The 13,812-nt window shown below is 68.9% G+C and carries 10 protein-coding genes; 5 read left to right on the forward strand and 5 right to left on the reverse strand.

The genetic code is table 11. The annotated features are described in order from the left end of the window. Positions 1-350: 350 nt before the first annotated feature. Positions 351-2,018: a phospho-sugar mutase gene (locus PYR91_RS00805; protein ID WP_279776904.1), complete on the reverse strand. Its 1,668-nt coding sequence runs from the start codon at positions 2,016-2,018 to the stop codon at positions 351-353. A 135-nt stretch (positions 2,019-2,153) separates the two neighbouring features. Further along, positions 2,154-2,957, reverse strand: coding sequence for a purine-nucleoside phosphorylase (locus PYR91_RS00810; protein WP_279776905.1), 804 nt, complete (start codon positions 2,955-2,957; stop codon positions 2,154-2,156). A 189-nt stretch (positions 2,958-3,146) separates the two neighbouring features. Between PYR91_RS00810 and PYR91_RS00815 the strand changes: the two genes are divergently transcribed. The 4 genes from PYR91_RS00815 to PYR91_RS00830 all read left to right on the forward strand — a co-directional run bounded on the left by PYR91_RS00815 (position 3,147) and on the right by PYR91_RS00830 (position 8,826). Continuing rightward, positions 3,147-3,776 carry an RDD family protein gene (locus tag PYR91_RS00815; RefSeq protein ID WP_279776906.1) on the forward strand — a complete coding sequence of 210 codons (630 nt, stop codon included), beginning with the start codon at positions 3,147-3,149 and terminating at the stop codon, positions 3,774-3,776. 594 nt (positions 3,777-4,370) lie between these two features. Beyond that, positions 4,371-5,282: a polymorphic toxin-type HINT domain-containing protein gene (locus PYR91_RS00820; RefSeq protein WP_279776908.1), complete on the forward strand. Its 912-nt coding sequence runs from the start codon at positions 4,371-4,373 to the stop codon at positions 5,280-5,282. A gap of 1,156 nt (positions 5,283-6,438) precedes the next feature. Further along, positions 6,439-7,641, forward strand: coding sequence for a kynureninase (gene kynU / locus PYR91_RS00825; protein WP_279776910.1), 1,203 nt, complete (start codon positions 6,439-6,441; stop codon positions 7,639-7,641). Positions 7,642-7,959: 318 nt separating this feature from the next. Next, positions 7,960-8,826, forward strand: a complete 867-nt coding sequence (locus PYR91_RS00830) for a sulfotransferase (protein WP_279776912.1) — start codon at positions 7,960-7,962, stop codon at positions 8,824-8,826. A 118-nt stretch (positions 8,827-8,944) separates the two neighbouring features. On the opposite strand, the gene PYR91_RS00835 is transcribed toward PYR91_RS00830, so the two are convergent. Then, positions 8,945-9,403, reverse strand: coding sequence for a gamma-glutamylcyclotransferase (locus PYR91_RS00835; protein WP_279776913.1), 459 nt, complete (start codon positions 9,401-9,403; stop codon positions 8,945-8,947). 220 nt (positions 9,404-9,623) lie between these two features. On the opposite strand from PYR91_RS00835, the gene PYR91_RS00840 reads away from it, so the two are divergent. Next, positions 9,624-11,018, forward strand: coding sequence for an NAD(P)H-quinone dehydrogenase (locus PYR91_RS00840; RefSeq protein WP_279776914.1), 1,395 nt, complete (start codon positions 9,624-9,626; stop codon positions 11,016-11,018). Between the two features lie 6 nt (positions 11,019-11,024). Here PYR91_RS00840 and PYR91_RS00845 read toward each other — a convergent pair whose 3' ends face one another. Together PYR91_RS00845 and PYR91_RS00850 are read right to left on the reverse strand one after the other, a co-directional pair. Further along, positions 11,025-12,239, reverse strand: a complete 1,215-nt coding sequence (locus PYR91_RS00845; protein WP_279776915.1) for a pentapeptide repeat-containing protein — start codon at positions 12,237-12,239, stop codon at positions 11,025-11,027. A 201-nt stretch (positions 12,240-12,440) separates the two neighbouring features. Continuing rightward, positions 12,441-13,802, reverse strand: a complete 1,362-nt coding sequence (locus PYR91_RS00850; protein ID WP_279776916.1) for a hypothetical protein — start codon at positions 13,800-13,802, stop codon at positions 12,441-12,443. Positions 13,803-13,812: the final 10 nt, after the last annotated feature.

The raw sequence follows: 13,812 nt of genomic DNA on the forward strand, positions 1-13,812 counted from the left end.
GCCCAGCCCGCCGTCCATCGTCACGCGGGAGACCGCCCTGCGGTGTCCAAGGGACGACGGTCGTCGACACCATGCCGTTCCACCGGCGGGATGCCGGGGTGAGGTGCGACTTCGACCGGGCCGCGTGTCTGTCCCTCGTGCGGGGCGCTCACCCGCCTTCGCCAGGGGCCGGCCTTCCCTCTCCGCCTGACGCAGTCCCCCTTCCGGCGCCGCGTCGGTGCGAAGTGGTACGGCGAAGTCGGCGCCGCCGTACGGCGGCTCGCCGGGTGAACGGCTCAGGGCGGTGTGCGACCCAAGGTGCCCGGCCTCGTCTCTTCGTCAGCGCGTGTGTGAGGCCCCGGCAACTGGCGCTACAGACCGAGGGCCGTGGAGAGGTCCGCCTTAAGAGCGTCCAGGTCCTGGGCCGCCCTGCTTCGAGCGGCGGGGGCGTCGGCGATGCCGGAGACCGGGACGACGACCTCCAGGTAGCACTTCAGTTTGGGTTCGGTCCCCGACGGGCGGACGACCACGCGGGCGTCGCCGTCCAGCGTGTACCGCAGGCCGTCGGTGGGCGGCAGACCCTCGACGCCGGTGCTCAGGTCGTCCACCGACCGCACCGCCCGGCCGCCCAGGGCCGTCGGCGGGGTGGCCCTCAGTCGCTCCATGGCGGCGGTGATCAGCGAGAGGTCGTCGACGCGCACCGAGAGCTGCGACGTCGCGTGCAGCCCGTACCGTACGGCCTGTTCGTCGAGCAGGTCGATCAGCGTCCTGCCCTCCCGCCTGGCCGCCGCGGCCATGCCGGCCACCGTCAGGGCCGCGCCGATGCCGTCCTTGTCGCGCACCGGCAGGCCGTCGTCCGAGCCGACGCTGTACCCCAGCGCCTCCTCGTACCCGAACACGAGCCCGTCCCCGGCCTTCACGATCCACTTGAACCCGGTCAGCGTCTCGGTGTGCCTCACCCCGTGGGCCTTGGCGATCTTGCCGAGCAGCGAGGACGACACGATCGAGGCCGCGACCAGCCGGTCGGGGCCGGACGTGCGCCCGATGACGTACTCACCCAGCAACCCGCCCACTTCGTCCCCGGTGAGCATCCGGAACCCGCCGTCTCCGGTGGGCACCCCCACGGCGCACCGGTCAGCGTCCGGGTCGTTGGCGACCACCAGGTCGACCCCGTCCCTCCCGGCCAGGTGCAGGGCGAGGTCCATCGCGCCGGGCTCCTCGGGGTTCGGGAACGCGACCGTCGGAAAGTCGGGGTCGGGCTCGAACTGCGCCTCGACGACGGCCGGAGGCGCGAACCCGGCCGCGGCGAAGGCGCGAAGCAGCATGGTCCCGCCGACGCCGTGCATGGGCGTGTAGACGACCCGCAGGTCACGGGCCTCCCCGAGGGGGAGCGCGGTCACCGCCGCCAGGTACGGCTCGACGATCGCGGCGTCGTCGAGGGTGTCCCAGCCCTCGCCCAGCGGGAGCCGGTCCACCGGGCCGACGGCGTCGATGGCCGCCGAGATCTCCGCGTCCAGCGGCGGCACGATCTGGGAGCCGTCACCCCAGTAGACCTTGTAGCCGTTGTCGCGCGGCGGGTTGTGCGAGGCCGTCACCATGATCCCGGCGTCCGCGCCGAGGTGCCGCACGGCGAAGGCGAGCACCGGCGTCGGCCGGCGGTCGGCCATCATCGACACGCGCAGCCTGGCCCCGGTGAGCACCGCCGCCGAGTCGCGCGCGAACGTCTCGGAGTTGTGCCGGGCGTCGTACCCGATCACGACGTGCGCGCCCGGCCCCAGCCGCGCCGCCAGGCCGGCCGCCGCGCGCATCACCGTGACGCGGTTCATGCGGTTCGGCCCGGCGCCCATCTCGCCCCGCAGCCCGGCCGTCCCGAACTCCAGCCTGGCCGCGAAACGGTGCTGAAGCTGTGCGGTGTCCCGCCTGTCGAGCAGGTCTCGCAGCTCGGCCCGCGTGCGCGGATCAGGATCCTGCGCCAGCCACTCCTCGGCCCGCCGCACCAGCTCAGACTCCACGAACCGCGGCCCCGCAAGCTCGGACACCGTAGAACCCACCCCTAATCAAGTACTCCCGCGCACGAATCCTCGACGGACCGGCCCGAATCCCGGCAAGAGCCCAGCCCCACTAGCGTCGTCAAACGTCCAGGGCTGGGGCGCGCCCATCAGCCCATCAGTACCTCAGAGCTTGTTCACCAGCGTGCCGAGCAGCACGCCCATGCGCGCCGCCGTCTCCCGGCCGACCTGGAGGACCTCCTCGTGGTTCAGCGGCTCGCCGACGAGCCCCGCGCCGGGGTTGGTCACCAGGGACAGCCCGAGCACCTCGGCGCCGCCCTCGCGTGCCGCGATGGCCTCCAGGGCGGTGGACATGCCGATCAGGTCGCCGCCGAGGGTGCGCAGCATGCGGATCTCCGCCGGCGTCTCGTACGTCGGGCCGCGGAACGCCACGTACACGCCCTCCGCCAGCGACGGGTCGACCTCGCGGGCCAGCGCGCGCAGCCGCTTGGAGTACACCTCGGTCAGGTCGATGAAGGTGGCCCCGGTGATCGGGTTGGACCCGGTCAGGTTGATGTGGTCGCTGATCAGCACCGGCTCGCCGACCCGCTGGGTCTCCGGACGCAACCCACCGGCCGCGTTCGTCAGCACCACCGTCCGGACGCCGGCCGCGATCGCCGTCCGCACACCGTGCACGACCGGCTCGACGCCCCGCCCCTCGTACAGGTGGGTGCGGCCCAGCAGGATCAGCGCCTTGGCCCCCGACTCGGTGGTGACCGCCCGGATCGTCCCGAAGTGCCCGGCCACCGCGGGCGCGGCGAAGCCCGGCAGATCCGTCACGGGAAACTCGGCGACCACCGCCCCGATGGCATCGGCCGCCGGAACCCACCCCGACCCCATGACCAGCAGCACGTCGAACGAGTCGACCCCGGTACGGCCCTTCAGCACGCCCGCCGCCTCAGCGGCGAGCCCATAAGCGTCCTTGCTCACGATGACCGAGGCTACCGCCCAAACCCGAAGATAAGCACACCCACGACACACCCGGCGAACAGCCATTCAAGATCGGCGCTCCTCGCACGTTCCCGGCTCCCTCAAGCCTCGGAACTCCGGCGAATGAGACGAGTGTTGATGGCGCGAAGCAAGGAACGTCTGCGACATACGTCCTGCCATAATCGCCGTGTGATCGTTTCCCCTCCCGCCGGTCGGTTGGCGCCGGTGGTGGCCGCGCGTACGCAGCGGTTCGCGGCCTTCTTCGTCGACCTGGTGTTGTTCTCGATCGTCTTCGTGCTGGCCCAGGCGGCGTACAGCACGGTGATGCCTTTCGACGCGGCAGAGGAGGAGCCCGTCCCCGGCGTGGTCGAGGGCTACCTCAACCAGTTCGCGGGCGACCCGGCATGGCCCCTGACACTCGCGCTGAACGCCGGCTTCGCGCTGTACGTCTGGCTGAGCCACGCCCGCTGGGGCCAGACCCTGGGAAAGCGCATCTTCCGCCTCAAGCTCGTCACCAGCGACGGTGAGCCACTGACCACCGCACGCACGGGAGTACGCGCCGCGCTCTACCCCGCCCTGACGGCGGTGCCGTACGCCGGACTCGCGACCCACCTCATCGACGCCCTATGGATCTTCGCCGACCGCGACCGCCGCACCCTCCACGACAAACTCACCGGCACCGTAGTGGTGGACCTCAACCCACCGTCCTCATCCACCGGCCGCCCCAAGACGAGAATCTGGGACTTCCTCCTCGCCTTCCTGCTCGTCCTGCTCGCCATCTGGATTTACTACGTCGTCACCATCCTCTTCCAAACCTGACGACGGAAACTATGCCGAGCGCACGCAGGGCGGGGTTGCCCGAACTCAAGGAATGACACTTGTGGTGCCCACGAGCCGGGGTGCGGAAAACCCAAGGCACCTAACTACTGCAATAAGGGTGTCAAACAGTGCCAGACCGCTCCGCCGCCTGACAAGAGAAAGCTGAGGAATCCAGGTGGGCCCAGTGGCAACGGGAACGGGCCGACCGCGCCGTGCCAATGTGGAACATCGCCACAACCGTATACACCTAAACCGAAGCCGAAGATCGACTGCAGTGACGGGCCGACGCAGGGGTCGTGCGACAGGTTGCCCCCCGAGGCGCGAACCGGCTGTGGAAAGCGCTGCGGGTACATCGAGGGCTACAACCCTGACCTGGAGGTCCTGAACTGCGATCTCTGGTCGCCTGATCCGGAGTGTCCACCGCTACGCCCCGAGCTGGTTTCCTGTATGGGGATGTGTGGACCACCAGACGCGAACTGCGGTAACTCAGGTAGCGGTGGCTTCTACAGCACCCTGTACACCGCTTGCCCACCACCAGGTCAAGGGGATCCGTCGATCATCAACGACCTCGCGGGCCAGTGCAGTGACAACCTGATGTGCGACATCCTTATAGGTGACGGCATAAATTGCCTGGCCACCCCAAACTGGGCGGACTGCCTCTCCGCCGGCGTCGGCATCATCCCGGTCGGCAAGCTGCTAAGCGGCGGCGTCAAACTCTCCACGAAGCTCCCTAAGGCGTTCAATAAGGGTGATGGCTGCTTAACCGGCAACAGCTTCGTCCCCGGAACCCTCGTCCTAATGGCCGACGGCGCCCGCACGCCAATCGAGGAAGTTCGAGTCGGTGATCTCGTATTGGCGAAAGATCTGACGACGGGAGAGTCGGGGCCAAGATTAGTCAACGCGCTAATAGTTGGTGGCGGAGGCAAGAGCCTCGTGGAAATCACCGTACACGTGAACGGAAAGCGAGATGTCGATGCTCGCTCCGTGATTGCCACCGACGGCCACCCCTTCTGGGTCCCCCGATTGGAACGATGGGTGACGGCGACCCAGCTTCGCGTCGGCATGCTTTTGCAGACGAGCGCTGGTACTTATGTGCAGGTTAGTGCTCTTAAGAAGTGGACAGCCCCTGGGACGGTTCACAACCTGACGGTGGCACATTCTCACACTTACTACGTCTACGCAGGCAACGTTAGCCTCTTCGTGCACAACTGTGACCGGAAGGGGTTGAATTTCAGCGATGCGGAGCGGAACCGAGTGTATGATAATAATCTCAACAAAAACAATGGAGTGATAAGGTGCGAATACTGCGGACGCGATGTTCTGCGACGCCCGCGCGGTCAGCAAGGCGCGCCTGATGACGCACAGATAGACCACGTCGATCCCAAGTCGAAAGGTGGCTGTGGTGCCGCCCATAACGGGTGCGTCGCCTGCCGCACATGCAATCGCGATAAATCGACGAAGACGCTATCCGATTGGGATGACGAGCTTCGAGAGTTTTTAAACTGAAGGATGTCGGCTGTGTCAAAAGAAGCGAGCGATTCGCACACTGCTCACCTCGCAACTGAGCGCCTATATAAGGTGGCCTTTGACTTGGAGTCTGTCACCTCCACATGGCCGCCCTTCTCGGTGGAGCGCCTGTGGGCGAAGAAAACGTCGGTAACCAGGGAGGTTGAGATTTGTAATATTCCATTCTATATTCCCAACCTATCTTATGGCGACGTCGTGTTGGTGAGGCCGGATCATGATAGGCGTGAACTAGTATTCGTCCGCCTTGTTAAGCGCTCAGAGCACTCGACCGTGCGGATCTCCTTGGGGGACGAGGTGGATGGTGCTACGGTGGCAGCTGAACTGCTCTCCCTAGGATGCTCTTGGGAGGAAAGTAATGTTCCGGCCTACCTCGTATTTGATGTACCGCCGAAAGTGAATTACGGCAGAGTGCGCGAGTGGTTGCTTCAGCGAAAGTCGGAGGGCGTGTTCGCTATCGAAGAGAGTGTAATATCCGAACGGCATTGGGCTGATCTGGAGCTATAGATCGTCAGAATGCAGCTGTCGGTACGAGTTATAAATTCGCGAACGCCCGAACAATTGGGGCTCTTTGCTGAGGAGCTACGGCTTCTTCGTAAAGGTCTGATGGAGTGGAGCGGGCCCGCGCGCCGTACAATGAATTCGCGATAGCCATGGGATTGCGAGACGCAACTAGCCTCCCCGGTGATTGTCGAAGACTTCATGATGCCTTGGCGGCAGGGGAGTGCATGGAACCCTTGGATTGGGCGAGTACTCTTCTCGCGACGGAGATTTCCTTCGTTAGCGATGTCGTCGGCTCTGGCTACGAATGGTCGACCACAAAGGGATGGTCGGACGAACGGACTGTGAAGGTTCTGCGGTCCATCCAGCGAAAGCTTGTGAGCACTGTCGCGCCTGTAATGGGTCGAAGTCTGGGGACGCGACCGTCAGAGTTCTAGACATTTTTCAGAGCCATTCTTTGTACGCCGTTGTCGTCCAGAACACACCGGGATCTCCCTGCGGTCATGTCTCGTAGTGATCGTCATCTACTTCTTCCACGAAGGGTTGCGCTCGACGACCAGCCGGGTGGAGTGTGTCCGGGCTGTAGGGGTGCGTAACGTTTGGTGCAGTGGGATGACCTGCGGAAGGGGTAGGGCGTATGGGTGAGCTGGGGGAGCGGGCGGCGGAGTTGGATGGTGGGGATTCGTTGGCCTTGGTGCGGGGGGAGTTTGATCTTGCGCCGGGGGTTGTTTATTTGGATGGGAACTCGTTGGGGGCGTTGCCTCGGCGGGTGGCTGGGCGGGTTGCGGAGGTTGTTGGGCAGCAGTGGGGGAGGCGGCTGATTCGGTCGTGGTCTGAGGGGTGGTGGACGGCGCCTGAGCGGGTGGGGGAGCGCGTTGCGCCGTTGGTGGGGGCGGGGCCGGGGCAGGTCGTGGTGGCGGACTCCACGTCTGTGAATCTGTTCAAGGCGCTGGTGGGGGCGGTGCGGATGGCGCCGGGGCGATCGGAGATCGTCGTGGATGCGGCCACGTTTCCTACGGATGGGTATGTGGCCGAGTCGGTTGCGGGGCTCATGAATGTGGAGCTGCGGGCTGCTACGGCCGATCGGCTTGATGACGTGCTGGGTGAGCGGACGGCTGTGGTGCTGCTCAACCAGGTCGACTACCGGACGGGGCGGTTGTACGACATGGCCTCGGCGACTGAGACGGTGCATGGCGCCGGGGCCCGGGTGGTGTGGGATCTGTGTCACAGCGTCGGGGTGCTGCCGATCGAGCTGGACGCGCTGGGTGTCGACTTCGCGGTGGGGTGCACGTACAAGTTCCTGAACGGGGGGCCCGGGGCGCCGGCGTTCATCTACGTGCGCAAGGACTTGCAGGGGGCGTTCGAGCAGCCGTTGGCCGGGTGGGGCGGGCATCGGGATCCGTTCGCGATGGCTCCGACGTACGAGCCGGCGGCGGGGATCGAGCGGGCGCGGGCCGGGACGCCGGACATCCTGTCGCTGCTGGCGCTGGAGGCGGCGCTGGAGGTCTGGGACGGGGTCGATCTCGCCGAGGTGCGGGCCAAGGGGCTTGCCTTGACCGGGTTCTTCATCGAGTGCGTCGACGAGTTGGTGGGGGACGCCGTCGAGGTCGTGACGCCGCGCGACGGGATGCGCGGGCACCAGGTTTCGCTGCGCCACGATGACGCGCGGGCCTTGATGGCGGAGCTCATCGCGCGCGAGGTGATCGGGGACTTCCGGGCGCCCGACATCATGCGCTTCGGCTTCGCGCCCCTGTACAACCGGTACGGCGACGCTCTGAGCGCGGCCCGCGCCCTGGCCGACGCACTCGCCACCCTGAAGGACGCCCCCGCGCGGCCTTGACGGTGTCCTGCTCTCCACCGTTCTCGGGGGGTTGTTCGGTCGTCTGGAGCGCCGTATGGCGGTGCCGGTGGGCGGGTGGTCTTGGGCGCTGAGGTGGGGTGTTCGCGCGGCGGTGGGGAGTGGGCTGGGTGAGGGGTCGCCTGTTGAGAGGCTGTGCCGAAGGCGCCGTTTTCAGGGGGCGGCGGGCGGCTGAGGTGGTGGGTGGGGTTGGTAAGGGTTGTGCCAACTGGGGTGGGGGGCGTGTGTCGTTGCGGTTTGGGGGTGGGGGGCGGGGGAGTCTGGAGGGTGACTTGTCGGGGGGTGTCCGTGGAGCGGGACATGGTGTCTTTTCTGATCGGCAGCGGGCGTTGCGGGTCCACGATGCTGTACAAGGTTCTCGCCGGGCATCCTGACGTGCGGTTCCTGTCCAACGTCGACGACCGGGTGAGGCTGTTGCCGGGGACGATCGGGCGGTGTCAGGGGATGTTGTACCGACATACCCCGGCTCGCTGGTCCGGGTGGCGGCTGCGGCCGTCCGAGGGGCAGCGGGTGCTGGCTCGGGAGGTGTCGCCCGCGCTGGTGGATCCTTTTCGGGATCTGACGAATGCCGACCTCACGCCCTGGATGGCGCGACGGGTGCGGGACTTCTTCGACGGCCTGGCGGCGGATCGCGGCGGGCGTGTCGTGCACAAGTTCACCGGCTGGCCGCGGGTCGCCCTGCTGCATGAGGTGTTCCCGCGGGCGCGGTTCGTGCACATCGTGCGGGACGGCCGGGCGGTGGCCAACTCGTGGCTGCAGACGCCCTGGTGGCGGGGTCACCTGGGCGAGGAGGGGTGGGGGCTGGGGCCGCTGCCGGAGGCCTACGCGCGCGAGTGGGACGGTGAGGGGCGTTGCCTGGTGCATCTCGCCGCGATCGGCTGGAAGATGCTGATGGACGCCTTCGAGGAGGCCCGCGCGGGCCTCGCGCCCGACCTGTGGTTGCAGGTGCGGTATGAGGACCTGCTGGCCGATCCCCGCAAGCAGGTCGACGTGATCCTGGACTTCCTCGGCCTGCCCTGGACGGCCGCCTTCGAGCGCGGCTTCCTCGCCCGTTCCTTCACCGCCGACCGTCTCCGGGGCTTCCAGGACGAGCTGACCCCCGACCAGCTGGCGCGGCTCAACCGGTCGCTGGGCGTTCATCTCGGCGAGCTGGGTTACCGGGTCTGACCCTCCGCGGAGCGGCCGCTGGTCGGGCCGGGCGCCGGCGCGCACCGGCGTACGGGAAGGCGGGTTCGCGTCGGGCGGCGTCAGAGCGGGGCGGCGCCGAGGTCGGTGCGGCCGGCGGTCAGGGGGTGTCGCCTATGGAGGTGCAGGGGCGCGAGCGCAGGTCGGTGACGTAGTCGTCGGGGGCGCCGGCCTTCTCGGCGGCGTCGGCGAGGATGCCGAGGTAGCGGGCGGACGGGAGGCCGCCCTCGTAGCCGTCGAGGACGTAGAACCAGGCCACGATCTCGCCGTCGAGGGTCGCCACCCGCAGTTTGACCTTGTGGTAGAGCCGCAGGGCCGCGCCCTCCCACTGGTCGAGGGACGACTCGTCCCACTCGGGGACGTCGTACAGGACGACGAACACGTGGTCGTCGGGATCCTCGGCGATGGTGGCGAGCGCCCCTTCCCAGCCGACGTCCGCACCGCCGAAGGTGAGGCGCCAGCCCTGCAGCCAGCCCGTGCCCCGCATGGGGGAGTGGGGGGCGCGCTGGGCCATCTGCTTGGGGTCCATGTTGCTGCCATAGGCGGCGTAAACCGGCACGGGACATTAGACTAAACCAAGATCGCTCCGGTGGGCCGGCCCGACGCTCCCGACGCGCGATTCGGGTGCGTCGGCGAGTTCCTTCTTCCGGCGACCGCCACCGCGACCCGTTGATTCACGGGGGTTTTACGGTGAGATCCGCGTTTTTTACCGGGCTTCACCGCCTTCTCATTGCCCATCCCACACCGGGCACAGGACGACATGCGGGACAATGGGGTATGTGACGAGGATTGTGATCATTGGCGGTGGGCCCGGCGGTTACGAGGCGGCGTTGGTCGCCGCACAGCTCGGGGCCGAGGTCACCGTGGTCGAACGCGAGGGCCCGGGCGGCGCGTGCGTGCTGACCGACTGCGTGCCGTCCAAGACCATGATCGCCACATCGGTGCGCAAGCAGGCCCTGCTGGACGGCACTTCGCTGGGCGTCCACTACACCGGCGGCGCCGACGGCGACGTGGGCGGCGTCCACGCCGACATGCCGCTGGTCAACAAGCGGGTGAAGGAGCTGGCGCGTGCCCAGTCCGCCGACATCAGCTCCCGGCTCGTCGCCGAGGGCGTGGAGGTCGTGCAGGCCGCAGGCCGCCTGGTCGACCCCCGCATCGTTCGCGCGGGCGACCGCACCATCTCGGCCGACGTCGTCATCGTCGCCACCGGCGCCACCCCGCGGGTGCTGCCCGGCGCCGAGCCGGACGGCGAGCGTGTGCTCACCTGGCGCCAGCTCTACGACCTGGACGAGCTGCCCGAGCACCTGATCGTCGTGGGCTCCGGCGTCACCGGCGCCGAGTTCGCCGGCGCGTACCGCTCCCTGGGCTCGGAGGTCACCCTGGTGTCCTCCCGCGACCGCATGATGCCGAACGAGGACGCCGACGCCGCCGAGGTCCTGGAAGAGGTCTACCGGCGCCGCGGCATGAACGTCATGGGCAAGTCCCGCGCCTCCTCGGTCAAGCGCACCGCCGACGGCGTGGTGGTCACCCTGGAGGACGGCCGCACCGCCGAGGGCAGCCACTGCCTGATGACCGTCGGCATGGTGCCCAACACCTCCGGCATCGGCCTGGAGGAGGCCGGAGTGACCCTTGACCGCAACGGGTTCATCCAGGTCGACAAGGTGTCGCGCACCTCCGCACCCGGCGTGTACGCCGCCGGCGACTGCACCGGCGTGCTGATGCTGGCCTCGGTGGCCGCCATGCAGGGCCGCATCGCCGTCTGGCACGCGCTCGGCGAGGCCGTCCAGCCGATCCGCCTGGCCACCGTCGCGTCCACGATCTTCACCGACCCCGAGATCGCCGCCGTCGGCATCTCGCAGCAGCAGATCGAGTCGGGCGAGATCGAGGCCAACATCGTCAAGCTCCCGCTCGCCACCAACGCCCGGGCGAAGATGCAGGGCTTCAACGACGGCTTCGTGAAGCTGTTCTGCCGCCCGCACACCGGCATCGTGCTCGGCGGGGTCGTGGTCGCGCCGCGCGCGTCGGAGCTGATCCTCGCGCTGTCGCTGGCCGTGCAGCACCGGCTGACCGTCGACCAGCTCGCGCACACCTTCGCGGTCTACCCGTCGCTGTCGGGCTCGATCACCGAGGCCGCCCGGCGGCTCATGATGCCGGGCACCTCCACGCTCATCTGACCCGGCTCAGGTCATCCGCGACCGCACCCTGCGGAGGGCCTCGCGCCCGTGGTGGACGGCCGACGCCACGCCCCCCAGCTCGGGCGTCGACCGCGCCAGGTGCAGCGACCCCTTGGCGGCCTCGTACGCGTCCAGCGCGCGCCGCCACTCGTGGTCCATGCCCGGGTCGCTCAGCCGGTTGATCTTGTAGTCGAAGTCGAGCGCGTCGATCTCCTCGCCCAGCCGCAGCACGTCCTCCTCGGCCCCGCGACGGGCCGCCGCGAAGCGCCGCGCCTTCTTGGTCCTGCGCCGGTGGGACATCACCAGGAAGGGCAGGCACAGGGCCAGGGCGATGCCGGCGAAGACCAGCAGCGGCGTCCGCCCGAACGAGCCGCCGGTGGCCGGCCGCGCCGAGGCCGGATCGCCGTCCTCCGGAAGGTCGGCCGTGGTGCCGACGGCGTCGTCCGGGACGTTCTCCGGCTCGCCGAACGCGCCGGTGAGGTCGAGGTCATGGGCCTGGACGAAGGACGCCTTGTTCACGTTCGCCCCGGTGAGGTCGGCGTCATCCATCTCGGCCTGGGTGAACTCCGCCTCCGACAGGTCGGCGTTCTTGAACGTCGCGAACTGCAGCCGCCCCTGGCCCAGCTTGGCGTCGTGCAGCTTGGCGCCGGTGAAGTCGGCCTTCCGCGCCCGCACCTGCACCATGGTGGCGTCGTCGAGCTGGGCGCCGATCAGCGTGGCGTCGGTGAGGTCCGCCTGGCCGAGTTCGGCCCTGGACAGGACGGCCCCGGTGAGGTCGGCGTGCGGGAACTCCGCCTGGCTCGCCCGGACGTCGGCGAGCACGGCGTCCCGCAGCGTCGCCTGCTTGGCACGCATCTGGCCGAGGTCGGCGTCGGTGAGGTCCGCGCCGGTGAGGTCGGCGAAGTCCAGCCGCGCCTGGGTGAGCGTCGCCTCCTTCAGGGAGGCGTTCTTCAGCAGCGCGCCGGTGAGCACCCGCTGGCCGAGGTCGACCTCGTCCAGCTTGGCGCCGGTGAGGTCGGCGCACAGCAGGTCGTCGGGCAGGGCGGCGCCGCCGGTGAAGTCCTTGCCGCGCAGCTTGAGCCCCGACCCCGGCTTGCACGGGGCCGAGACGCCGGTGGCCGCAGGGGCGGCGGTGGACGCCTGCGCCGGAACGGCCGGCACGACCAGTACGAACAGTGCGAACAGCCCTGCCAGGACGGCCAGGGGAACATGAGCACGCAACGCGGCCTCCTCGACGACTGCGCCGAGTGTGACAGGCGGCCATATACGACAGGTTGCACCCCCCTTGCAGATCGCTTTCGCACGCAGGGGCGCCACGCGAGCCGCCGCGGAACCCGCCTGGCGACAAGGAAGGAGCCCCGGCGGGACGCTGCCCGCCGGGGCTCCTGTGGCACTACCTGGCCGTGACCGCGTGCCGGTGGTCTACCAGTCGCCGCCGCCGAAATCGCCGCCGCCGAAGTCCCCGCCGCCGAAGTCGCCCCCGCCGCCGAAGTCCCCGCCGCCGCTGAAGTCGCCGCCTGCGGCTCCCGCGTCGTAGCCGTAGCCGCCGCCGAAGCCGAAGCCGCCCATCGAGCTGCCCAGCATCGTGCCGATCAGCATGCCCGTGAGCAGGCCGCCGCCGTCGAAGCCGCCGTAGTAGCCGCGGGCGTAGGGCCCGTACGCGGGGCCGGCGTCCCAGTAGGGACGGCGCTGGCCGTCGACCATGACCTCACGCATCTGCGGGTCGAAGCCCTGGTCGACGCGCTGGGCGTCGGCCGCGCAGGCGGGCACGTTGCGGGGCGCGCCGCCGGGGGGCGCCCACATGACCTCACGCGCGGAGGGGCCGTGCTGCGGGTTGAAGAAGCACGGCGCGAGCCGCTCGGGCACCGGCCGGTTCTCCACGCGCGCCTTGACGCACGCCAGGGCGTACCGCCCCTCTTCGAGAGCGGAGGTGACGCCGTGCAGCTCGTCGGCCTTCTTGGCCGCGGCCAGCTCGTTCTTGGCCCGCTCGTAGGAGTCGAGGGCGAGCTGCCAGTCGTTCGTGGTGGCGGCCTCGACACCGGAGACCCTGACGTCGAGGTCGAGCGCGGTGATCTCCTCGCCGAGCTTGGTGACATCCTCCTCGACCGTCTGCTTGACCGCGGCGAGCTGGGCGGCCTCGCGGGCCTCCCGCTTGCGCTTCATGCTGCGGGAGTAGAAGAAGATGCCGAGACCGCCGGCGAGCGCCAGCACGAGGATGCCGATCAGCACCCCGCCCGCGCCTCCGCCGCCCGCGGCGCTGCCGGACTTCAGGGCGTCCCGGGTGTTGCCGGCGACCGCCTTGTCGACCCGGTTGACGAAGTCCTCCATGCCGGAGACGACGTCCTTGTTGTTGGCGACCGCGGCCTCGGCGAGCTGCCCGGCCACGCCGGCCTGCTGGATGGCGCTAGATCCGGCGTACAGCGTGTTGCCGTCGAGGATCGCCACGGTGGCCCGGGAGCGGTCGGCGCCGGCGAGTGCCTGGCCGAGGGAGTTGATCAGAGGGGGAGCGGTGGTGTCGTTCACCGTGCCGTTGGCGAGCGCTGCGACGTAGATGCGGCTGTCGGCGCCCTCCACCGCCTCACGGATCTTCGACAGGTCGCTGGAGCTGATGGTCACACCGGGCCCGACGTAAAGCGGGTCGCTGGTCTTCCACGCCGCCAGGACGGTGTTCACGTCCGGCGGGGCGGCGGCGTGAGCCGCGGACGTCGACGCGAGAAGCGTGAGCAGCCCTGCCAGCATGGCCACGACTGTGGCTGCGGCACGGCGCACCGATTGAGTGGTCACGGCAGTATGC

Origin of the sequence: Sphaerisporangium sp. TRM90804 (assembly GCF_029846175.1) — a bacterium.
In the GTDB taxonomy this organism is placed as follows: domain Bacteria; phylum Actinomycetota; class Actinomycetes; order Streptosporangiales; family Streptosporangiaceae; genus Sphaerisporangium.

What these genes read in the sequence shown, in the direction of transcription:
- PYR91_RS00820 (WP_279776908.1), top strand. Translation starts at nt 4,371, where the DNA reads ATGTGCGACATCCTTATAGGTGACGGCATAAATTGCCTGGCCACCCCA.
- kynU (WP_279776910.1), top strand. Translation starts at nt 6,439, where the DNA reads ATGGGTGAGCTGGGGGAGCGGGCGGCGGAGTTGGATGGTGGGGATTCG.
- PYR91_RS00830 (WP_279776912.1), top strand. Translation starts at nt 7,960, where the DNA reads ATGGTGTCTTTTCTGATCGGCAGCGGGCGTTGCGGGTCCACGATGCTG.